General features: G+C 72.3%; 17 protein-coding genes. 11 read left to right on the forward strand and 6 right to left on the reverse strand.

The window, feature by feature from the left end; all coding sequences use genetic code 11:
- Nucleotides 1-245: 245 nt before the first annotated feature.
- A complete protein-coding gene (locus ACZ7MG_RS30615; protein WP_471386953.1) occupies nucleotides 246-1493 on the forward strand; it encodes a PP2C family protein-serine/threonine phosphatase in 1248 nt (415 codons plus the stop codon).
- Here ACZ7MG_RS30615 and ACZ7MG_RS30620 read toward each other — a convergent pair.
- Entirely contained in the window at nucleotides 1441-4149 is a 2709-nt protein-coding gene (locus ACZ7MG_RS30620) for a winged helix-turn-helix domain-containing protein (RefSeq protein ID WP_471386950.1), read from the reverse strand. The two genes, ACZ7MG_RS30615 and ACZ7MG_RS30620, sit on opposite strands and share 53 nt — an antisense overlap.
- Before the next feature lie 198 nt (nucleotides 4150-4347).
- Here ACZ7MG_RS30620 and ACZ7MG_RS30625 point away from each other — a divergent pair, with 198 nt between their 5' ends.
- Nucleotides 4348-5394: an amidohydrolase family protein gene (locus ACZ7MG_RS30625; protein WP_471386948.1), complete on the forward strand. Its 1047-nt coding sequence runs from the start codon at nucleotides 4348-4350 to the stop codon at nucleotides 5392-5394.
- A 15-nt stretch (nucleotides 5395-5409) separates the two neighbouring features.
- Here ACZ7MG_RS30625 and dmpG read toward each other — a convergent pair whose 3' ends face one another.
- From dmpG to ACZ7MG_RS30640, 3 genes are read right to left on the reverse strand one after another with little or no spacing between them, the layout of a single operon-like run.
- Nucleotides 5410-6429: a 4-hydroxy-2-oxovalerate aldolase gene (gene dmpG / locus ACZ7MG_RS30630; RefSeq protein WP_471386945.1), complete on the reverse strand. Its 1020-nt coding sequence runs from the start codon at nucleotides 6427-6429 to the stop codon at nucleotides 5410-5412.
- On the reverse strand, nucleotides 6426-7361 hold the full coding sequence (locus ACZ7MG_RS30635; RefSeq protein WP_471386943.1) for an acetaldehyde dehydrogenase (acetylating): 936 nt from the start codon (nucleotides 7359-7361) through the stop codon (nucleotides 6426-6428). Before ACZ7MG_RS30635 ends, dmpG begins: the two co-directional genes overlap by 4 nt.
- Complete coding sequence (locus ACZ7MG_RS30640) at nucleotides 7358-8209, reverse strand: 2-keto-4-pentenoate hydratase (RefSeq protein WP_471386940.1); 852 nt, start codon at nucleotides 8207-8209, stop codon at nucleotides 7358-7360. The genes ACZ7MG_RS30635 and ACZ7MG_RS30640 overlap by 4 nt, the downstream gene beginning before the upstream one ends.
- Before the next feature lie 122 nt (nucleotides 8210-8331).
- On the opposite strand from ACZ7MG_RS30640, the gene ACZ7MG_RS30645 reads away from it, so the two are divergent.
- Nucleotides 8332-9054, forward strand: a complete 723-nt coding sequence (locus ACZ7MG_RS30645; protein ID WP_471387389.1) for an IclR family transcriptional regulator — start codon at nucleotides 8332-8334, stop codon at nucleotides 9052-9054.
- Nucleotides 9055-9119: 65 nt separating this feature from the next.
- Nucleotides 9120-9608: a MarR family winged helix-turn-helix transcriptional regulator gene (locus ACZ7MG_RS30650; RefSeq protein WP_471386938.1), complete on the forward strand. Its 489-nt coding sequence runs from the start codon at nucleotides 9120-9122 to the stop codon at nucleotides 9606-9608.
- A gap of 40 nt (nucleotides 9609-9648) precedes the next feature.
- Here the strand turns inward: ACZ7MG_RS30650 and ACZ7MG_RS30655 are convergent, their stop codons facing one another.
- A complete protein-coding gene (locus tag ACZ7MG_RS30655) occupies nucleotides 9649-10299 on the reverse strand; it encodes an FMN-dependent NADH-azoreductase (protein ID WP_471386935.1) in 651 nt (216 codons plus the stop codon).
- Between the two features lie 154 nt (nucleotides 10300-10453).
- Between ACZ7MG_RS30655 and ACZ7MG_RS30660 the strand changes: the two genes are divergently transcribed.
- Nucleotides 10454-11119 (forward strand): nitroreductase, encoded by a 666-nt coding sequence (locus ACZ7MG_RS30660; RefSeq protein WP_471386932.1) that lies wholly within the window; start codon nucleotides 10454-10456, stop codon nucleotides 11117-11119.
- A gap of 21 nt (nucleotides 11120-11140) precedes the next feature.
- Here the strand turns inward: ACZ7MG_RS30660 and ACZ7MG_RS30665 are convergent, their stop codons facing one another.
- Nucleotides 11141-12853, reverse strand: a complete 1713-nt coding sequence (locus ACZ7MG_RS30665; RefSeq protein ID WP_471386929.1) for an IlvD/Edd family dehydratase — start codon at nucleotides 12851-12853, stop codon at nucleotides 11141-11143.
- Nucleotides 12854-12902: 49 nt separating this feature from the next.
- Here ACZ7MG_RS30665 and ACZ7MG_RS30670 point away from each other — a divergent pair, with 49 nt between their 5' ends.
- The 6 genes from ACZ7MG_RS30670 to ACZ7MG_RS30695 all read left to right on the forward strand — a co-directional run bounded on the left by ACZ7MG_RS30670 (nucleotide 12903) and on the right by ACZ7MG_RS30695 (nucleotide 22493).
- Nucleotides 12903-13727 carry an IclR family transcriptional regulator gene (locus ACZ7MG_RS30670; protein WP_471386926.1) on the forward strand — a complete coding sequence of 275 codons (825 nt, stop codon included), beginning with the start codon at nucleotides 12903-12905 and terminating at the stop codon, nucleotides 13725-13727.
- Nucleotides 13728-13801: 74 nt separating this feature from the next.
- Complete coding sequence (locus ACZ7MG_RS30675) at nucleotides 13802-14866, forward strand: zinc-dependent alcohol dehydrogenase (protein ID WP_471387386.1); 1065 nt, start codon at nucleotides 13802-13804, stop codon at nucleotides 14864-14866.
- A gap of 227 nt (nucleotides 14867-15093) precedes the next feature.
- Nucleotides 15094-16227, forward strand: a complete 1134-nt coding sequence (locus tag ACZ7MG_RS30680) for a PP2C family protein-serine/threonine phosphatase (protein WP_471386923.1) — start codon at nucleotides 15094-15096, stop codon at nucleotides 16225-16227.
- Between the two features lie 238 nt (nucleotides 16228-16465).
- A complete protein-coding gene (locus ACZ7MG_RS30685) occupies nucleotides 16466-19756 on the forward strand; it encodes a discoidin domain-containing protein (RefSeq protein ID WP_471386920.1) in 3291 nt (1096 codons plus the stop codon).
- A 23-nt stretch (nucleotides 19757-19779) separates the two neighbouring features.
- On the forward strand, nucleotides 19780-21306 hold the full coding sequence (locus ACZ7MG_RS30690; RefSeq protein ID WP_471386917.1) for a family 43 glycosylhydrolase: 1527 nt from the start codon (nucleotides 19780-19782) through the stop codon (nucleotides 21304-21306).
- 68 nt (nucleotides 21307-21374) lie between these two features.
- The gene (locus ACZ7MG_RS30695; protein ID WP_471386914.1) at nucleotides 21375-22493 is read left to right on the forward strand and encodes a macro domain-containing protein; all 1119 of its coding nucleotides are present in this window, start codon (nucleotides 21375-21377) and stop codon (nucleotides 22491-22493) included.
- The last annotated feature ends 138 nt before the right edge of the window (nucleotides 22494-22631 follow it).

The raw sequence follows: 22631 nt of genomic DNA on the forward strand, positions 1-22631 counted from the left end.
CACTGCCGACAGCGGCTGGCCCGCCATGACGGGGCCCCAGGCCGCCGGTCGCCGGGCCGGCCGCCCGTCTCCTCCATGAATCGCCGCAGCCCTCTCATGCCCCAGGTATGCCCTGGCGGGGCCGCCGCCCCGCGCCCGGGTGTCCTTCGCCGGGGGCGACCCGGACGTGCTGAGACATGCGTCACAGCCGTGCTGCGCCTGTCGCGGGGGCGGGAAAGCGAGTGGTCGATCCGAAGGAGGCAGTGGTGACGGGTGACCGGACCGGACTGGCTGAGGTACTGGCGGCGGCGGAGAAGGCCGCGCCGGTGGGCTCTCTCGACGTGGTGGCACGCAATCTGCGCGACCGGTTCGGGGCACGCTACGTGTCGTTCCTGTTCGTCGACGTCGCGGGCGGACGCCTGCTGCGGGTCAGCGAGAACGCGTCCGCGCAACAACTGCCCCGGGCGGAACAGGTACCCCTGGCCGGCAGCGGTGCCTACGACGAGGTCCTGCGCACCCAGAAGCCGGTGCGGGCACCGGAGAACGGGCACGGGCAGCGGGTGCTCGCCCCGGTCACCAACCGCGGGGACACCATCGGGGTGCTGGAGCTGTTCCTCACGCGGGTCACCCAGGACGTGCTGGCGCAGATCGAGGAGGCCGCGCACGCGCTGGCGTACATCATCGTGGCCGACCGCCGCTTCACCGACCTCTACCACTGGGGCAATCGCACCACCTCGGTCAGCCTGGCCGCGGAGATCCAGCGTCAGCTCCTGCCCTCGGCGCCGTCCTGCGAGGCCGCCGAGTTCGCGCTCGCCGGCGCGCTGGTCCCGGCCTCCGACATCGCCGGTGACACCTACGACTACTCCCTCGACCACGACGCCCTGCACCTGTCCATCACCGACGCCATGGGGCACGACGTGGACGCCTCGCTGATGGCCACCCTCCTGGTCAACGCCTCCCGGGGCGCCCGCCGCGCCGGGACCGGTCTCGCCGAACAGGCCCGCCAGACCCACCAGGCCCTCCTCGACCACGGTCGACGGACCTTCGCCACCGGCCAGTTGCTGCGTATCGCGCTGGACGGAACCGGCGCACAGCTCGTCAACGCCGGTCACCCCTGGCCGCTGCGGCTGCGCGACGGCAAGGTCGAGGAGCTCCCGTTGACCGTGAACCTGCCCTTCGGCGTCGCCTGGCAGGGGGCGTACCAGGTGCAGGACCTCGACCTGTGCCCCGGTGACCGTCTCGTGCTCTACACCGACGGCATGCAGGAACGCCAGGCGCACATGGTCGACCTCCCCGAACTCATCCGGGCCACCGCCACCGACCACCCGCGCGAGGTCGTACGCACCCTGGTCGCCGCGGTCACCGACGCCTGCGACGGCCACGTACGGGACGACGCCACCGTCCTGTGCCTCGACTGGCACGGCCCCGGTCCCGGAGATCGCCAGGTGCGGCCTCCGGGGGTCAGAGAAGGCGCAGTTCGCGGGCGCGGCGTACGGCGTCGTTGCGACGGTTGACGGCGAGTTTCCGGAAGACGCTCTTGAGGTGGGTCTTGACGGTGTTGACCGAGACACAGAGGTCGGCGGCGATCTCCTCGGTCGACATCATGCGGTCCAGCCGGCGCAGCACATCGCGTTCGCGCCCGCTCAGTTCCTCCACGACCGGCGGACGGTCCTCGGGGCGGGCCGGTCCGGGGGTGAGCCAGCCGGTCGCGAGGCCGCGCAGGGGCGGGGTGTCGAGGACGGGGCGGAGCCAGCCGCCGGCCTCGGCGAAGGGGCGGCGCAGCCGTTCGCGGCGGGCCTCGTGGAGGGCCTGGGCGACCAGCCGGCGGACGGCGGCCCGGTCGCCGAGGGCGTGCGCGGCCTCGGCGCGGACCAGCAGGGCCCGTACGGTCACCGCGGGCCCGGTGCGGCTCTCGGACAGGACACCGTCCAGGAGGTCGAGGGCGTCGCGGGGCGTGCCCGCGGCGAGCCGGGCCCGCGCCTCCCCCACCGTGCACACCGGCTGGTGCCCGGGCACGGCGTGCAGCAGTGCGGCGGCCTCGTCGGGGCGTCCCCGGGCGAGGTGGGCCGCGGACGCGACGAGCGCCGTGTGTCCTTCCGCCCAGGGCGAGGCCACGTCGGCGGTCACGGCGGGGTCGGCCGCCGCGAGGGCCGCGCGGGTGTCGCCGTGGGCCAGCAGCAGGCGGGCGGTGGCGAGGGCCCGGCCCGCCTCCGTCACCGGGTCCCGCAGGGTGGGAGCGGGGTGCGTCGCCGCGTCGAGGTGGGCGCGGGCCAGCCGCAGTTCGTCCCGGTCGACGGCGACGGCGGCCAGGACCAGCCGTCCGACGCCGAAGCCGGAGGGCTGCGGCAGGCTGTACCGCTCGGAGACGGTCTGGGCCGCCAGGGCCTTGCGTTCCGCGCGGCCGGGCCAGCCGTTCAGATAGTCGATGAGGGCCAGCCGGCCGAGACAGTCCTCGCGGGGCAGCGCCGTCGAGGCGTCCCCGGTGCCGTCGGCGACCAGTGACAGGGCGGCCCGTGCCTCGTCGAAGCGCCCGGCCCACAGCCGGGTCGATCCCAGGTGGGCCAGGAGGAGCGCGGTGAGTTCGGGGTGCTCGTCCAGGAGGTCGGCGGGGACCTGTTCCCGCAGCCGTTCGGCAGTCCCGGCCACCAGTTCCACCCTCCCCGGCGAGCCGGCCAGCCGGGCCGCCAGCGCCTCCAGCAGCAGACAGCTCAGCCGGGCCGCCGCCGGACCGGGCTCGTCCCCGGCCGCCGTGCGGTCCCCCTCTCCCGTCAGACTCCGTTCCGCGTGCCGCAGATGGGTCAGGCCCCGGTCGAGTTCGCAGCGGGACAGTTCACGGGCGGCCCGTACGAGGTTCGCGGCGGGGCTCGTCGCCTCGGGGCCCATGGCGGAGAACAGGTCGGCGAGGTCGTCGGAGCGCAGGCCCGTGAAGAGCCGGCCGATGGCGAGGTCGTCGACGAGGGCGCCCGCGGTGAACTCCCAGTCCCCGGCGGCGGCCCCGTGGCCGAGCGCCTCGGTGAGGGTGCCCGAGCGACGCAGCCAGCGGGCGGCCCGGCGGTGGAGTTCGGGTTCCAGGCCGGGGTGACGCATCCGCAGATGGGCGCGGAGGATCTCCCCGAAGAGCGGATGGAGGCGGTACCGGGCCCGTCCGAGGTCCTCGACGAAGGCGTTCTGGCGGTGCAGCGCGGCCAGGATGCCGGCGGCGTCGGCGCGTTCCGTCAGGGCGTCCGCCAGCTCGGGGGAGAACCGGTCCAGGACGCTGACCCGCAGCAGCAGGTCCTGGGTCTCGGGGGGCTGCCGTTCGAGGACCTCCGCGAGCAGGAAGTCGGCGACGGCGGTGCGCTCGGCCTCGAACCGCTTCAAGTACGTCTCCGGGTCGGGGCTCTCCCCCGCGGCCAGCGCGGACAGCCGCAGCCCGGCCGCCCATCCCCGGGTGCGTTCCACGAGCGTCCGCGCGACCGGTACCGGGAGCCGCAGCCCGTGCAGGTCCAGCAGGACGGCCGCCTCCTCGGGGGTGAAGGCCAGCTCGGCGTTGCGGATCTCCGTCATGTCGCCGAGCGCCCGGTAGCGGTGCAGGGGCAGCAGCGGTTCGGTGCGGGTGACGAGGACCAGGCACAGCCCCCGGGCCGCGTGGTGCAGGACGAACTCCAGCTGGTCCGCGATCTCGGGGTGGGTGACCCGGTCGTACTCGTCGAGCACCACGATCACGGGCCGCTCCCGGGCGCCCAGTTCCGCGGCGAGCCGGGTCAGCAGCGTACGGTCCACGTGGCCGGCGTCGGCGGGGCAGCCGATCTCCGGCGGCAGGGGCACACCGGCGGCGCGCAGCGCCTGGAGGAAGTAGGCCCAGAACATGCCGGGTCCCTGGTCGCCGGCCTCGGTGGTGAGCCAGGCGACGGGCCGGTCCCGCCCCGCCGCCCAGTCGGCGACCAGCAGGGTCTTCCCGGCTCCCGCGGCCCCGTTGACGAGGGTGAGCGGGGTGCGCAGGGCCTGGTCGAGGTGGTCGACCAGGCGTTTCCGGCGGAGGAACGTGGCGGGCCGGGCCGGGACGGCGAACCGGGTGCGCAGAAACGGGTCCCCCTGGGGATCCGCACTCGGCACGACCGGCCCCGGCCCCGGCCCCGCCCCCGGCCCCGAACGGCTCTCCTCGGTTCCTGCCACGGCGCTCACCACCATCGGTCGACAGGGCTTGGGCAGCGCTCCCCGTTCAGCATCCCAGCGTTCCCCCGCACCTGCGCGGGGGACGTCCCTGGGGACGCGCCGCGCCTTTTGCGGAACGCTGTGCGGTTCTTGCTGTAGTTGCTGTAGCGGTTACTCCAATTGGAGCAATCACTACGGTAAAGTCAGCGTCCGGGACCGCAAGGAGGCCATGCCATGACGAACACCCCCGGTCGGATCGACGTCCATCAGCACGCCGTGCCGCCCTTCTACCGCGATCTCCTCGCCAAGGCCGGGATCGCCGAAGCGGGCGGGCGGGCGCTGCCGGAGTGGAGTCCCGAAGGCGCGCTGGAGGTGATGGACCTGCTGGCCACCACCACGGCGATCCTGTCCGTCTCCACACCCGGTACGGGCTTCCTCACCGACCCGGCGGAGGCGGCCGCGCTGGCCCGGCGGCTCAACGACCACGGGGCGTCCGTGGCCGCCGGCCATCCGGGCCGCTTCGGCTTCTTCGCCACGCTGCCGATGCCCGACCCGGCCCGCGTGGCCGCCGAGGCCGTCCGCGCGCTGGACGAGCTGGGCGCCGACGGGGTCACCCTGCTGGCCAACAACCAGGGCACCTATCTGGGCGCTCCGGGGCAGGAGCCGCTCTGGCGCGTCCTCGACGACCGCGCCGCCGTCGTCCTCGTCCACCCCGCCGATCTCCCGGGCCTGTCGGTCCCGGGCATCCCGCCCTTCGCCGCGGACTTCCTCCTCGACACGTCCCGGGCCGCGTTCCTGCTGGTCCGCGGCAGGGTCGTCCGTGAGCACCCCCGCATCCGGTTCGTCCTCAGCCACGGTGGTGGTTTCCTGCCGTACGCCTCCCACCGGATGGCCGCCGCGATCTCCGCCGAGACCGGCCGCAGCACCCTGGACGTCCTGGACGACTTCCGTGGCTTCCACTTCGACACGGCCCTGTCCTCCAGCCCCGCCGCCCTGCCCAGCCTGCTCGCGTTCGCCCGCCCCGGGCACGTCCTGTTCGGCAGCGACTGGCCCTTCGCCCCGAGCACCGCCGGGCAGTACTTCGCGACCGGCCTGGACACGGGCGTCGACCCGGCCACGCTGGCGGCGGTGAACCGCACCAACGCCGAGGCCCTCTTCCCCCGCCTGGCGGGCGCCCCCGTGGCCCGGCGGAGCGACCCTGTCCCGGTGCGGCTGCGGCGGGCCGCCCGACGCCGGGCGGCCCGCCTGCTGTTCCAGCTGGTCCAGCCGGGCAGCGGCTGAGACCACCGGGGCCGGTCAGCTGGCGCGCTCCGCGCGGGCCACCAGGTCCAGTGCGACGTCCGTGATCATGTCCTCCTGGCCGCCGACCATCGCGCGCCGGCCGACCTCGACGAGGATCGCGCGGGTGTCGAGGCCGTAGCGGGCGGCGGCCGTCTCCGCGTGCCGCAGGAAGCTGGAGTAGACGCCCGCGTAGCCGAGGCTGAGGGTCTCGCGGTCGACGCGCACCGCACGGTCCTGGAGGGGACGGACGAGGTCGTCGGCGGCGTCCATCAGCGGGAACAGGTCGCAGGCGTGCTTCCAGCCCATCAGGTCGGCGACCGCGACGAACGCCTCCAGCGGGCAGTTGCCGGCCCCGGCGCCCTGTCCGGCGAGGGAGGCGTCGACGCGTACGGCACCGCTCTCGACGGCGACGACCGTGTTGGCGACGCCCAACGCGAGGTTGTGGTGGGCGTGGATGCCCAGCTCGGTGGCCGGGTCGAGGACGTCGCGGTAGGCGCGGAACCGGTCGCGTACGCCGTCCATGGTGAGCCGGCCGCCGGAGTCGGTGACATAGACGCAGTGGGCGCCGTAGGACTCCATCAGCTTGGCCTGGCGGGCCAGTTCGGCGGGTTCGGCCAGGTGGGACATCATCAGGAACCCGGCGACGTCCATGCCCAGTTCGCGGGCGGCGGAGATGTGCTGGGCGGAGATGTCGGCCTCGGTGCAGTGGGTGGCGACCCGGACGCTGCGGATGCCGAGGGTGTGCGCCTGCCGCAGGTCGTGCAGGGTGCCGATGCCGGGGAGCAGCAGTGTGGTGGGCACCGCCTGGCCGGTGGCGTCCACGACGGCCTCGATCCACTCCCAGTCGGTGTGGGCGCCGACGCCGTACGTGATGCTGGAGCCCGCCAGTCCGTCGCCGTGGGCGATCTCGATCGCGGCCACGCCCGCTGTGTCCAGCGCGGCGGCGATGGCGCGGGCCTGGTCGACGGTGTAGCGGTGCCGGACGGCGTGCATGCCGTCCCGGAGGGTGACGTCCTGGACGTAGAGCCTGGTCACTCGGCTGTCTCCTTGCCACGGTGGGCGGCCATGCGTTCGGCGGTGCGCAGCGCGGCCGAGGTCATGATGTCGAGGTTCCCGGCGTAGGCCGGGAGGTAGTGCGCGGCGCCCTCGACCTCCAGGAAGACGGAGACCTTGAGGGCGTCGCCGGTGCCGGGGGCGAGGGTGCGCAGCGGGTCGTCGGCCGGGACGCGGTCGAACTGGACCTTCTGCTTGAGGCGGTAGCCGGGGACGTACGCCTGGACGCGGCCGACCATCTCCTCGACGGACGCGGCGACCTCCTCGGTGGCGCAGTCGGAGACCAGGCAGTGCACGGTGTCCCGCATGATCAGCGGGGGTTCGGCCGGGTTGAGGACGATGATCGCCTTGCCGCGTGCGGCGCCGCCGACCTGTTCGATGGCGGAGGAGGTGGTCTCGGTGAACTCGTCGATGTTCGCCCGGGTGCCGGGGCCCGCCGAGCGGGAGGCGAGGGAGGCGATGATCTCGCCGTAGTGGACCGGGGTGACCGCGTCGACGGCGGCGACGACCGGGATGGTGGCCTGGCCGCCGCAGGTGACCATGTTGACGTTCGGGGCGGCGAGATGGGCGTCGCCGTTGACGGGCGGGACGACGTACGGGCCGAGGGCGGCCGGGGTGAGGTCGACCAGGGTGCGGCCGAGGGGGCGCAGTATCGCGTCGTGGTGGCGGTGGGCGCCCGCCGAGGTGGCGTCGAAGACGATCTCGATGTCGGCGAACTCGTCCAGCTTCACCAGCCCCTCGACGCCCTCGTGGGTGGTGGCGACCTTCAGGCGGCGGGCGCGGGCCAGGCCGTCGGAGGCGGGGTCGATGCCGGCCAGCGCGGCGATCTCCAGGCTGTCCGACAGCCGCAGGATCTTGATCATGAGGTCGGTGCCGATGTTGCCGGAGCCGATGACGGCGACCTTGGTGGTCACTGGCCGGCCCCTTCCGCGCGCTGCGTGCCCTGCGCGTCCCGCGCGCCTTCGTCCGCGAACCGGACGCGTACGGAGCCCAGGTCGAGGATGTGCGCCTCGAAGAGGTCGCCCGGGGCGGCGGGCGCCATCGGGCCCAGGGCTCCGGTGAGCACCAGGTCGCCGGCGCGCAGCGGATCGCCCCGCTCGGCGAGCGCGGAGGCCAGCCAGACCGCCGCGTTCAGGGGGCTGCCGAGACAGGCGGCGCCGGTGCCCTCGGAGACGGTCTCGCCGTCGCGGCGCATGGTCATCGTCACGGCACGCAGGTCCACGGCGGTGAGCGGGACGGGGGTGGCGCCGAGGACGTAGAGGCCGCAGGAGGCGTTGTCGGCGACGGTGTCGACGAGGGAGATGTCCCAGCCGCGCACCCGGCTGTCGACGATCTCCAGGGCGGGCAGCGCGAAGTCGACGGCGCGCAGGACGTCGACGACGGTGCACTCGCGGTGCGGGAGGTCGCGGCCGAGGACGAGCGCGACCTCGGCCTCCACCTTGGGCTGCAGCAGCCGCCCGGCGGGCACCTCGCCGCCGTCCGGTACGGCCATGTCGGCGAAGAGCGCGCCGAAGTCGGGCTGGTCCACGCCGAGTTGGCGCTGCACGGCCACGGAGGTCAGCCCGATCTTGCGGCCGACGATCCGGCGTCCGGCGGCCTGGCCGCGCCGTACGTTCAGCTGTTGCACGGCGTAGGCGGTCGCGAGGTCGCCGCCGTCGTCGAAGAGGTCGCGCACGGGCGGGCAGGGGACCCCGGTGCGGGTGGCCTCGGCCAGCAGGTCGGCGGCCTTGACCACGGTCGGTGGGTCGAGAGCGGGCGTCACGGTTGCCTCCGGGGGCGAAGCGGTGGTGGAACACCGGTGCGGGGGTGGGAACTCCGGTATAGACAGCGGCTCCGGAAGAGCACAAACTTTGTTCCGTGGCACGGAACAGCGACACCGGCAGCATGCTGGACAAGGCGGCGATCATCCTGGATTGCTTCAGTCCCAGCGGTGGTCCGTTCCGCCTGTCGGAACTCTCGGAGCTGACCGGTCTGCCGAAGCCCACCGTGCACCGGCTGGGCGCGGACCTCGTCCGGCTGGGCTGGCTGGAGCGCACGGGCCCGCAGTACCGGCTCGGCGCGAAGCTGTTCGAACTCGGGTCGCTGGTGCCGCACCGGCTCGATCTGCGGGAGACGGCGCTGCCGTTCCTCCAGGACCTGTTCGAGGCGACCCGGGAGACCGTCCATCTCGGTGTCCGCGAGGGCCTGGACGTGGTCTACCTCGAACGCATCCACGGCCACGAGGCCCTGCGGCTGCCCTCCCGTATCGGCGGCAGCCTCCCGCTGAGCTGCACCGGCGTGGGCAAGGCGCTGCTCGCCTTCTCCGGCGCCGAGCTGACCGAGGAGGTCCTGGCGCGGCCGCTGCCGAGCCTCACGCCGTACTCGATCACCGACCCGGCGCGGCTGCGGATGACCCTGGAGAAGATCCAGGTCTCGGGGCTGGCGTACGAGGAGCAGGAGGCCGCGCTCGGCGTGAGCTGTATCGCGGCGCCGGTGTTCGCCGGCGGCACCGCGGTCGCCGCCCTCTCGGTGGCCGTCCCCCGCTCCCGCTTCAGCCCCGCCCAACTGGCCCCGGCGGTTCGGACGGCGGCCCTGGGCCTGTCGCGGATGCTGCGCCGGGGCGGCTGAGGCGGCCCCCGACCGGTGTCGTTCGCGACCGTATCGGTCGAGCGCACGGCGATAGGGTGGGCCGTATGACCTCCGACGTTCCCTCGGGAACCACCGCCGCGCGCGCGACCGACCGCCCCGGGGACGGATCGCCGTTCGCGCTCGGTCTGCTGCTGCGCCGGGCGCACTGGCGGGCGGCGACGGTGATGACCGAGGCGCTCCGGCCGCTCGGTGTCGAGCTGCGGCACTTCGCCGTGCTGATCGAGCTGGTCAACCGCGGGCCCACGGTGCAGCGGGACCTGGCGGCGGCGACGGGGTCGGACAAGGCCGGGATCATGCGGATCGTGGACGACCTGGAGCGCAAGGGCCTGGCGGTGCGCAAGGCCGTTCCGGGGGACCGGCGGGCCCGGGCGGTGGAGATCACCGCGCGGGGGCTGGAGCTGTTCGACGCGGCGCACACGGCGGCGGAGCCGCTGGCCGGGCGTCTGGTCGCCGGTCTGGCGCCCGGCGAGTCCGCGCTGCTGACGGACCTGCTGAGCCGGGTCGCCCACCCCGCCGACGACGACACCGTCTGACGCCCCGCGGCGGAGCGTCAGACGGCCCCGGGAGGCAGGGTCACACCGCCAGGCGCTCCACGAGTGCCTGGGCCTTGAGGGCCGCGTCCTCGAAGGCGCGCTTACGGGAGTCCTCGAAGAGGGGGATCAGCTCGGACATGGCCGGGTTGCGGGGGGCCAGGGTGAGTTCCGGGACGATGAAGTCGAGGTCCATGCCGAGGGTGCGGTGGAGGACGGCCTCCAGGTAGTTCTGCACGAACTCGAAGCCCTCGCGCGGGGTGCCCGGCGCGTAGGAGCCGCCGCGGCTGGCGACGACGACGACCGGGATGCCCCGGGTGGAGGGGTTCTCGCCCGAGGTGCGGCCGGGCAGGATCACGTTGTCCAGCCAGGCCTTGAGGGCCGAGGGGACCGAGAAGTTGTGCATGGGGGCGCCGATCAGGACGGCGTCCGCGCCCTCCAGTTCCTCGATGAGCCGTATCCGCGCGGCGTACGCGGCGGCCTGCGCTGGGGTGCGCTCGGACGGGGCGGCGAAACCGGCCGTCCAGCCGTCGGCGGTGATGTGCGGGACCGGGTCGGCGGCGAGGTCGCGGTGGATCACCACGCCCTGCGGGTGCCGCTCCTCCCAGACCTGACGGAAGGCGTCCGCGACCGAACGGGACAAGGACGCCTCGCCGGGAAGCATGGACGAGTCGATGTGCAGCAACGTGGCCATGGCCATCTCCAAAGTGGGGTGCCCGAGGCGGGGAGCCGGGGGCGAGGATCGAACTGTCAATAGTTAAGCACGAGATGGTATCGAGTGATACCATCGCAGTCGCAATGTAGTTGGCCTGTACATAGGACGTCGAACGAGAAGGAGGTAGGCGGCCTTGGACGTCTACGAGGCGGTCACGAGCCGACGGGCGGTGCGCGGGTTCACCGACCGGCCCGTCCCGAGGGAGGCGCTGCGGCGGGTGCTGTCCACCGCGACCCGGGCGCCCTCCGGATCGAACCTCCAGCCCTGGCACGCCTACGCCCTGACCGGCAGACCGCTGACCGAACTCAAGAAGCGCGCCGGTGAGCGCGTGGCCACCGGAGACGCCTGGGACGAGCCCGAGTACGAGATGTATCCGCCGGCGCTCAAGTCCCCGTACCGCGAACGCCGTTCCGCCTTCGGCGAGCAGCGCTACGGCGCGCTCGGCATTCCGCGCGAGGACCTGGAGGCCCGGCAGCGGGCCGCCTCCGCGAACTGGCAGTGCTTCGGCGCGCCCGCCGCCCTGTTCTGCTACATCGACCGCGACATGGGCCCGGCCCAGTGGTCCGACGTCGGCATGTACTTGCAGACCGTGATGCTGCTGCTCCGCGCCGAAGGGCTGCACAGCTGTGCGCAGATGGCGTGGGCGAAGTACCACCGGACGGTCGCGGAGGTCCTGTCACCCCCGGACGATCTCGTCCTGTTCTGCGGGATGTCCATCGGCTTCGAGGACGGGACGGCGGAGTGCGCCCGCACGGGCCGGGCACCGCTCGCCGAGACCCTCACCTTCGTCGACGGCTGACCCCCGGGCGGCCGGGTGGCGTCAGTGGGACTCGCGGCTCACCCCGGAACCGCTGGAGCCGAGCAGGAAGTCGAGATCGGCGCCGGTGTCGGCCTGGAGGACATGGTCGACGTAGAGCCGTTCCCAGCCTCGGCGGGGCGCGGCGAAGCCGTCGAGCGTGGCCTGGTTCGGTTCGCGGGCCGCGAGTTCGTCGGCGGGCACCTCGACGTCGATACGGCGGGCCGCCACGTCGAGGACGATGACGTCCCCAGTGCGGACACGCGCGAGGGGGCCGCCCGCCGCGGCCTCCGGGGCGACGTGCAGGACCACCGTGCCGTACGCCGTGCCGCTCATCCGGCCGTCGCAGACGCGAACCATGTCACGGACGCCCTGTTCGAGGAGCTTTTTCGGCAGGGGCAGGTTGGCGACCTCCGGCATGCCCGGGTAGCCCTTGGGACCGCAGCCGCGCAGGACGAGGACGGAGTCGGCGTCCACGTCCAGGGCGGGGTCGTCGATACGGGCGTGGAAGTCCTCGACGGAGTCGAAGACGACCGCCCGGCCCCGGTGCCGCAGCAGCTGCGGAGAGGCGGCGGCCGGTTTGATCAGCGCGCCGTCCGGGGCGAGATTGCCGCGTAGGACGGCGATACCGCCCTCGGCGACCAGCGGCGCGGCACGCGGGCGGATGACCTCGGCGTCCCAGACGGCCGCCTCGTCGAGATGGGCGACCAGCGGCTCGCCGGTGACGGTCAGCGCCTCCGGGTCGAGCAGGTCGCGGACCTCGCGCAGCACGGCGAGGAACCCTCCGGCGCGGTGGAGGTCCTCCATGAGGAAGCGCCCGGCGGGCTGCAGGTCGACCAGGACCGGCACCCGGGAGCCGATGCGGTCGAAGTCGTCCAGGGTGAGGTCGACACCGAGGCGGCCGGCGATGGCCAGCAGATGGACGACGGCGTTGGTGGAGCCGCCGATCGCGGCCAGCGCGACGATCGCGTTGTGGAAGGAGCCCTTGGTCAGGAAGGTGCCCGGCCGTCGGTCGGCGCCCACCAGGTCCACGGCCAGCCGCCCGGTGCCGTGCGCGGCCTCCAGCAGCCTGCTGTCGGGGGCGGGGGTGCCCGCCAGACCGGGAATCACCGTGCCGAGCGCCTCGGCGACCAGCGCCATCGTCGACGCCGTCCCCATCGTGTTGCAGTGCCCCCGGCTGCGGATCATCGCCGACTCGGAACGGGTGAACTGCTCCTGCGAGAGCGTGCCCGCCCGGACCTCCTCCGACAGCTGCCACACCCCGGTGCCGCAACCCAGCGGACCGCCGCGGAAGGTGCCGTTGAGCATCGGCCCGCCGGGGACGACGACCGCGGGCAGGTCCACGGAGGCGGCGGCCATCAGCAGCGAGGGGATGGTCTTGTCACAGCCGCCGAGGAGGACGACCCCGTCGATGGGGTTGGCCCGCAGCATCTCCTCCGTGGCCATCGCGGCCATGTTCCGCCAGAGCATCGCGGTGGGCCGGACGTTCGTCTCGCCCAGCGACACCACCGGCAGGTCCAGCGGGATGCCGCCCGCCTCGTAGACGCCGTTGCGCACCGAGGCCGCGACCTCGTCCAGATGCGCGTTGCAAGGGGTCAGGTCCGAGGCCGTGTTGGCGATCGCGATCTGCGGCCGTCCCGTGAACGCGTCGCCCGGCACGCCCCGCCGCATCCACGCCCGGTGGATGTAGGCGTTGCGGTCCTGTCCCCCGTACCACTGCGCGCTGCGGAGCGTCACCCGGAGTCCCTTCCGACTATCGGTACGGCGGTCTACAGTCTGGAACGCGATGAAGCATACGCAGCCGTACGAGGCACCGACAGACCCCGGTGAGGACGGCCCGACGGGCGCCGGGGACGGCCGACTTGTGGGTGCGGACCGGGTGCTCGCGGTCCTGCGGGCGCTGGCCCGCTACCCCGGCGGGGTGGGTCTGGAGGAGCTGACCCGGGCCATCGGCAGCCCCAAGCCGACCGTGCACAGGGCGCTGGGCGCGCTGCGGCGGGCCGGGCTCGCCGACCAGGACGCGCGGGGGCGGTACGGGCTGGGGGACGAGTTCCTGCGGATGGCCTTCGCCCATCACGAGGCGCGGCCCGACCATCTGCGGGTCCGTCCGGTGCTCGAAGCGCTGGCGCGGCGGTTCGGGGAGACCGCGCACTACGCGGTGCTCGACGGCCGTGAGGTCGTGTACCGCGCCAAGACCGACCCGCCCGCCGGTGCGGTCCGGCTGACGTCGACGGTCGGCGGGCGCAACCCCGCCCACAGCACCGCCGTGGGAAAGGTGCTGCTCGCCGGGCGGCTGGGCACGCTCGCGGAGGTCGAGGCGTGGATCGGCACCACCGCTCCGGAACGCCGCACACCACGGACCCGGTGCACGGCCGCCGGACTGCACGGGGAACTGACGGCCACGGCCGCACGGGGCTACGCCGTCGACGACCAGGAGAACGAGACGGGCGTCAACTGCCTCGCCCTGCCCGTCTTCCTCACCTCTCCCACGGCCCCCTCCGGGGCGGTGAGCGTCAGCGCGCTGGCCTACCGGACGCCCCTGGCCGCCCTGGTCGACGCGCTCGACGAGATCCGCGCGCTCCTCGGCCCCCTCGGTGAGCCGTACCGCTGAAGCCCCGCACGGCCGCCTCTCCCGACGCCCCGCCCCGCCCCGAACCCCCCTTTGGAGAAAGACCCGTGAACGTCATGCGCGCCTTCGTCCTCACCGCCCCCGGTGCCTACGAGGTCCAGGAGGTGCCGGTGCCGGTGGCGGGGGCCGGTGAGGTCGTCGTCGAGGTGGAGCGGGTCGGGGTGTGCGGTACCGATCTGGAGTTCTTCCACGGCACGATGGCCTATCTCCACCAGGGGCACGCCGCCTATCCGATGCGGATCGGGCACGAGTGGGCCGGGCGGGTGTCGGCGGTCGGTGACGGTGTCGACCCCGGCTGGGTGGGGCGGCGCGTCATGGGCGACACGATGCTCGGGTGCGGGGAGTGCCGTCGCTGTCTCCGGGGCGACCAGCATGTGTGCGAGCGGCGGCTGGAGGTGGGGATCCGCGGGGGCCTGGCCGGCGCCCTCGCCGAACGGCTCGCCGTACCCGTCTCCTCCCTGCACGTCCTGCCGGACTCCGTGGACGCCGTGCTCGGGGCGCTCGTGGAGCCGGGGGGCAACGCGCTGCGCGCGGCGGAGGCGACGGCGACCGGGCCGGGGGACCGTGCCCTGGTGCTGGGGCCGGGGACGATCGGGCTGCTGGTGGCGCTGTTCCTCCGGGCCGCCGGGGCGGAGGTCCATCTCCTGGGCCAGACCGATGCCTCGCTCGCCTTCGCCCGCGACCTGGGCTTCCCGCACACCTGGACGGAGGACTCCCTCCCCGGGCTTCCCTTCGACGCCGTCGTGGACGCCACCAACGCGGCCCATCTGCCGGGCGGCGCCCTGGAGTTGGTGGAGCCGGGGGGCCGTGTGGTGTACATCGGGCTGGCCGCCGAACCCAGCCGGATCGACACCCGCGCACTCGTCCTCAAGGACGTCACGGCCGTCGGCATCCTCTCCGCCTCCCCCGGCCTCGACGCCACGATCCACGCGTACGCCACCGGCGCCGTGGACCCCCGGCCCCTGGTCGCCGCGACGGTCGCCCTCGACGAGGTCGGCCCCGTCCTCGCGGGCGAGCGGCCGCCGGGCTCGGGCCCCGGCCCGAAGATCCACGTGGCCCCTGACCGGGGCACGACCCCGCGGGCCGGTGGGGGCTGGTCGCGCAGTTCCCCGCGCCCCTGAAAGACACAGGCCCCCTGCGGGCCTGAAAAGCACGGGGCGCAGCCCCTGCTTTTCAGGGGCGCGGGGAACTGCGCGACCAGCCCCCACCGGACCCGCACCCGACAACGCACCCCTCCCACCTGATCGACAGCCCCCGCACCCCCTCCACGACACGGCCCCCTCCAACCCGGCTCGCGGAGCCCACCGGCTTACGGTACGGGGAGATCACGAGCCGCCCAGGAGTTCGCATGGCCGCCAGCCGCCGGAAGAGACCCGTCGAGGGCGACGACGCCTTCGGGGCCATCGAACCGCCCCACAATGCCGAACTGATCCTCAGCGTGCTGGCGGTCACCGCCCTGGTGGAGGCACTCGGCGTCCTCTCCGGCTCCGAGGTGTGGCTGCTCGGGCTGCTGGTGTTCCTGCCGAGCACGGCGTCCGCGCTGTGCACCGTCCGGCAAACCGCGTTCGTCGCCGCGTGGACCACCCTCGTCGTCACCGCCACCGCGGTCGTGCGCGACGTCGAAGCGGAGCACTGGCTGGACCGGCTGCTGCTGGTCCTGCTCACCCTGACCCTGGGCACGGCCTCCGTGTACGCCTGCCACCGGCGGATCCGGCGCGAGCACGAGATGTTCCGGCTGCGCTCCACGGCCGCGGCCATGCAGCGGCACATCCTGCACCCGCTGCCCCTGCTCACCGACGACGTCCTGGTCAACGGGATCTACGAGCCGCTGCAGGAGGACCGGCTCGTCGGCGGTGACATCTACGACGTCGTCGCCTCGCCCTGGGGGACGCGTGTGCTGATCGGCGACGTCCAGGGCAAGGGACTGGCCGCCGTGGGCGCCGCGTTCGCCGTCATCGGCGCCTTCCGTGAGGCCGCGCACCGCGAGCCCACGCTCACCGCGCTCGCCGACGCCCTGGACGCGGCCGTCGTCCGCCACAACTCCTACGCCGAGAACACCGGCGACGACGAGCGTTTCGTCACCGCCCTGGTGATCGGCGTCGACACGCTGACCGAGGAGGCGCAGGCCGTCAACTGCGGGCACATCCCCCCGCATGTGCTGCACGACGGCACGGTCACCTCGGCCGAGCTGGACTCGGGTGTCCCGCTGGGCCTCGCCGAACTGGCGGTGGAACCCACGACCGTGGGCTGGTTCGCGTTCCCGGAGGGCGCGACGCTGCTGCTGAGCACCGACGGTCTGACCGAGACCCGCGCGGCCGACGGCACGTTCTACCCGGTCGACGAACGCCTCGCCGAACACCTCGACCTCTCCCCCACCGAACTGCCCCGCGCCCTGTACGAGGACGCCCGGGCGTACGCGGGCAGCGGCGGTCGGCACGACGACGTCGCCGTCCTGACGGTCCGCCGGTCACCGCGCCTCTGAACCGGCCCGAACCAGCACCGAACCAGCACCGAACCAGCACCGAAAAGGATTTCCGCAGCACGGGACGGGCGCGAGGGGGCAGCTGGCTGTCCTGAAGCGATAGCCCCGTGAACTCGCCTCTCTTCCACCTCCCTTGACACTTCAACAGGCCGCTCCTACGTTGCGAAAACCTTTCAGGTCGCTTTTCCGCACCCCCCGGTTCGCGCGCAGGTGTTGTCAACGGGACAGGGAGCAGCCGATGAGAAGACCGCACATCCTCCTGGTACGGCGCCGGCGCACGAGGTGTGTCCTCGTCGCCCTGGCGCTCAGCGCATGTTCCGTCGTCGCCGCGCCGCCGGCCGCCGCGGCGCAGACCATCGGGTTTCCCACCTTCGGCGGGCCCGCGATCCCGGCACCGCCGGTCGCCCACACCTCGGGCGACATGATGAAGTCGATCTACGACGCGGAGAGTTCGGGCACCGACTTCTGGATGGACCGGCTGCTCGCCCGCACAGGCAACGACCCCGCCGGGCCCTGGCTGATGAGCCGGGGGCGGGCCCTGTTCATGAAGGAGCACAACCCCGCCCAGCTCGGTTTCGGCGGCAAGGCCGCCTACTGGGAGAGCATCAACGACAGCGGCGCCTACACGGTGGCGGTCACCCCGGGCACCTTCACCGAGCAGGTCGCCCAGCGCCGGCAGACGCCCAGCCACTGGAAGAGCGTCCACACCAGCGGCTCGGTCACGGTCGACCAGACCAAGTTCATCACCGACAACAACGTCGCCGTGACCAACCTGTCCATCAAGAACAACGGTTCCGCGTCCACGACGCTCCAGCTGCGGGCGACCTCGCCGTACGCCACCTCCGGCACCGGCAGCGAACTCACCGGCCAGGTCAACGCGTACAACAACCTGACCACCCTCCGCCCGCGCCTCACCGGCGACGGTTTCGCCGTCTCCAGCGGCGGTCTCAACCGGTCCGTGACGATCGCCGCCGGGGCCACGGTGACGGCCAAGGTGGTCATGGGCTTCGTCACCGACGAGATCCCGCAGTCGCTGACCGAGTACAACGCCTACGCCGGGTATGCGCCCGCGACCGCGTTCGCCACCCACGTCAAGGCGTACAACCTGTGGTGGGCGCAGAACGTGCCCTACATCGACGTGCCCGAGCCGGCGATCAAGAAGAACATCTACTACCGCTGGTGGCTGATGCGCTTCAACAGCCTCGACGCGGACATCCCCGGGCAGACCTTCCAGTTCCCGACCTCCACCGAGGGCGTCCTCGGCTACAACAACGCGATCGCGCTGACCCAGCCGATGCACATCGACGACCTGAAGTATCTGCGGAACCCGGCCTACGCGTACGGGGACTGGCTGAGCGTCGGCCAGACGTCCAAGGGCGGACGGTTCCTCGACAACCCGGGCGACCCGGAGAACTGGTCCAACAGCTACACCCAGTACATCGCCGAGGCGGCCTGGAAGAGCTACCAGATCCACGGCGGACAGCCCGGCATCGCCGCCAACCTGGCCCGCTACGCCGAGGGCGACGTCAAGGGACAGCTCGCGCACTACGACCACGACAACAACAAGCTCATCGAGTACGACTGGGGCGCGCTGACCGGCAACGACGCGGACGCCGTGTCCTTCCACTGGAAGCCCGGGAACATGGACCGCGCCGAGTCCGCCTACCAGTACAGCGGCGCGCTCGCCGCCGCCCAGGCCTACGAGGCGATCGGCAACACGGCCAAGGCCACCGAGATGCGTACGCTCGCGACGCAGATCAAGGACGCGATCGTCAACGTGCTGTGGAATCCGAACCGGCAGTTGTTCGAGCACCGGCTGAAGTCCACGAACGAGTGGGTGCCCTGGAAGGAGATCAACAACTACTACCCGTTCTCCGTGGGAGCCGTCCCGAACACCGCCACCTACCGGCAGGCGCTGCGGCTCTACGACGACCCGGCGCAGTACCCGATCTTCCCCTTCTACACGGCCAACCAGGTCGACAAGAAGGCGGCGGCCGACGCCGGGGAGCCCGGCTCCAACAACTTCTCCACCATCAACTCGACCGTGCAGTTCCGGCTGTACTCGTCGGTGCTGCGCAACTACCCCAACTCCTGGATGAACGCGACCGACTACAAGAAGCTCCTGTACTGGAACACCTGGGCGCAGTACGTCGGCGGCAACACCCAGTGGCCCGACGCCAACGAGTTCTGGGCGGACTGGAACGGCAGCTCGATCAACTACCGCTCCTGGATCCACCACAACATCCTCGGCAGCAGCAACTGGACCGTCATCGAGGACGTGGCGGGGCTGCGCCCGCGCAGCGACGCCAAGGTGGAGCTGTCCCCGATCGACATCGGCTGGAGCCACTTCACCGTCAACAACCTCCGCTACCGGGGCGCCGATCTGTCCATCGTGTGGGACGACCCGGCGGACGGTGTGGTGCGCTACCCGGGCATCCCGGAGGGCTACTCGGTGTACGTCGACGGCGACCGCGTGGCCACGGTCAACTCACTGGTGCCGCTGACCTGGGACCCGGCCACGGGTGACGTCACCACCGGTGGCACGGTCACCCACCACACGGCCAAGTCCGGGCTGAAGGCCCCCAACCAGGTCGTGCAGGACAGCCCGCAGATGGTCGACATGCTCGCCAAGGCGGGCGTCGACCTCACCGCCGACCTCACCAACCTGGCCGCCGGGGCGACCGTGTCCGCCTCCCACACCGGGTCCGGCAGCAATGTCTCCGGCGCGGTCGACGGCTACCCGACCAACGAGCCCTTCTGGGGCGCGGGCGGCTCCGCCAACAGCCAGGACTGGTACGAGCTGAACTTCGGCACCACCCGCACGCTCAACGAGGTCCGGCTGCACTTCAAGGACAGCCGCCCGGCGAGCACGACGTATCGGGCACCCTCGGCCTACAACATCCAGTACTACAACGGCAGTTCATGGGTGAACGTCCCCGACCAGACGAAGAGTCCGACGGCACCGCGGGCCAACTACAACCGGGTGCGGTTCCCCTCGATCAGCGCCCAGCGGGTCCGGGTGCTGGCCACCAACGCCTCCGGCGCGAAGACGGGGCTCACCGAGGTGAAGGTGTTCAACCGGGGCGGGACGCAGCCACCGGCCAACCAGGCGGCCTCGGCCACGGCGTCGGCGTCGTACACCTCGCCCTGGGAGAGCGTCACCGCCGTCAACGACGGGCTCGATCCGCCGTCGTCCAACGACACCGTGAACCCGCGCTGGGGGACCTGGCCGGAGACCGGCCAGCAGTGGGCGGAGCTGACCTGGCCGTCCGCGAAGACCCTGAACAAGGCGGAGGTGTACTTCTTCGACGACGACCAGGGCATCGACATGCCCGCCTCGTGGAAGCTCCAGTACTGGAACGGCAGCGCGTACGTGGATGTGCCGGGCGCCGGGGCGTACGGGCTGGCGAAGAACCAGTACAACACCGTCGCCTTCGACGCCACGAGCACCGCCCGGCTCCGGGTGCTGCTCACCGGCAACGGCACCAACTCCGTCGGACTCCTCGAAGCAAAGGTGTACGGACCGTGACTCGTCGCAAAGGTGTACGGGCCGTGACTCGTCGCAAAGGTGTACGGGCCGGGGCTCGTTCCCGGTCTCTGGCCGCGTTGATCGCCTCGGTCGCCCTGGCGGTCGCCTTCCTGGTGGCACCGCAGCCCGCTGCCGCCGCCGTCTCCTTCACCTCGACGGGGGTGAACCAGAACGGCGGCAACTGCCTTGACCTGCCCGGCGGTTCGACGGCAAACGGGGCGCAGCTGCGTGCCTTCGTGTGTGCCGGAGGGGCGGGCAACCAGAGTCTCGCCTTCACCCCGGTCGCGGGGACGGCCGACGTCTACACGATCACCACCCAGCCCGGGCAGTGCGTCGATGTGTACGGCGCCTCCACGGCCGACAACGCCGCCGTCATCCAGTGGCCCTGTCACGGCGCGACCAACCAGCAGTGGCGGCTCACCCCGGTGGCGGTCACCGGCACGGACAAGACCTTCCACCTGGTCTCCGTCGGCTCGGGCAAGTGCGCGGCGCCGAGCGGCGGTTCGTCGGCTTCCGGCACCAACCTGGTGCAGCTGCCGTGCGCCACGACGAACGGCAGGGTGTGGCGGCTGCCCGGCTTCACCGGCGGCGGCACGGCCCCGAGGACGTTCACCAACCCCCTGGTCCAGCGCGGCCCCGACCCCTGGCTGACCTACTACGACGGCTTCTACTACCTCGCCACGACGACCTGGAACTCGACGGTCACCATGCGCAGGTCGAGCACCCTGGCGGGGCTGTCCACGGCCACCGAGCAGGTGATCTTCCATCTGACCCGGCCGAACGGGGCGGGCACGATGTGGGCACCGGAGTTCCACCTCCTCGACGGACCCAACGGGAAGCGCTGGTACTTCTACTACACGGCCGGCCGCGAGCCGTTCGACCTGGGCACCCAGCGGATCCATGTCCTGGAGAGCGCGGGCCTGGACCCGATGGGCCCCTACTCCTTCAAGGCGGACCTGCTCGACCCGACGCAGGACAACACCTGGGAACTGGACCCCGGCATCCTCCAACTCAACGGTCAGCTCTACCTGTTGGGCACCTACTACAACGGCTCGCAGCCCATGTTCATCCGCCCGCTGTCGAACCCGTGGACCGCGAGCGGCACCCGGCGCGTGCTGTCCACGCCGACCTACAGCTGGGAGACGGTGGGCGGCGCGGTCAACGAGGGCGCCGAGGTCCTGCAGCGAGGCGGCAGGACGTTCATCGTCTACTCGGCCAGCCACTGCTCCACCCCCGACTACAAGCTGGGCATGCTCACCTACAACGGCGGTGATCCGCTCAACTCCTCCTCGTGGGTGAAGTCCCCGAACCCGGTGTTCCAGCGGTCCAACGCCAACGGCGTGTACGGCCCCGGCCACAACGGCTTCTTCAAGTCGCCGGACGGCACCGAGGACTGGATGGTGTACCACGCCAACAGCTCCGCCTCGGGAGGCTGCGACATGAACCGGTCCACCAGGGCGCAGAAGTTCACCTGGAACGCGGACGGCACCCCGAACTTCGGGACCCCGGCCGCCCTCGGCGTCACCCTGACCGCACCGTCGGGCGAGTAGCCGGACCGTTTTCTCCCGATCGTCCCAAACCGCTTGCCGGGGCCGGGCCCCCTGCCCATCCTTGAGCGGTGACCGATGAGCTGGAGCATGCCGGACCCGACCTGACGACGGCGCCGCACAGGCTCGTCGACGAACTGGGCCGGGTCCGCGCGCTCGGGCTGCCCCGGCTGCACGAGGCGGAGCTGGAGACCCTGCGCTCGCGCGTCGCGGGTGGACGCGGGGAGCCGGAGGCCGTGGAGCGTCTGCTGCACACCGTCGTGCTGGGTCTCGACGGGGAGCTGCTGCGCGACGCGGCCCTCCACTCCTTCGGGTTCGCGCCCGGGACCCGTGATCTGCCGGGCAAGGAGCGGCGGGCGCGGGCGGCCCATGTCTACGGTGTGGGGCCGGAGCGGTTCCGCAAGCATCAGGAGAAGCTGATGCTCCATCAAGTAGCCCGTGCGGTACTGAACTTCGAGGGTCATGTCCCGGTGCCGGGGCCAGTGCCGCAGCCGGGGCCGGCACCAGCCCCGGCTCCGGTCGCCCCCGTCCGTGCCGGGCGCCATGTGTTACGAATGGCCTTCGCCCACGGGGAGGTCCTGCTCACTCTGCATGTGGCGCCCATCGAGCTGGTCACGGGCGTGGACGTGCTGGTCTCCTCGGAGAACATCTACTTCGAGATGTCGAAGACGTTCCGCCGCACGGTCTCCGGGAGCCTGCGGCGGGCCGGAGCCACGAAGGACGCCGTCGGCCGGATCACGGACGATGTGATAGCGCGGCAACTCGCCGACTGGGTGCGGACGTTCGGGGTGCCGGGCCTGCCCGTGGCGGCGGGCACGGTCGCCGTCACCTCGCCGGGCGCCCTGTCGGCGCAGGGGGTACGGCGCATCCTGCACGCCGCGGTCGCCACACCCTCGGCACACGGCGACGGATACGAGACGGCGCCCGCGGCCGTCGCGGCGGCCGTGCGGCGCGTCTTCCAGCTGGCGGCCGCGGAACGGCGTACGGGCCGGGTCCCCCTGAAGTCCATCGCGTTTCCCCTGCTGGGAGCGGGCCGGGGCGGTCTCGACGCGCGGACCAGCGCGGAGACCGTCGTGGGCACGCTGGAGCAGGTACTCAGGGCCGACCCCGACTGGTCGGTGCATCTGGTGACCCGCAATCCGCTCAGCGCCCGCGCGGTGATCGATGTGGTGAACGACCGGCGTCCCTGAACACAAGACGACAGGAAAGCACGGTATTCGAATTCACTCGCCCCGTGAAACTCGAATACCGCGCTTTATTCCTCCCGCTTCCCCCGTGGCCTTTCACCCGGAATTATGCACGGGCGACGGCCGCTGTCGGAACCCGTT

Source organism: Streptomyces sp. NPDC107538 (assembly GCF_055657445.1).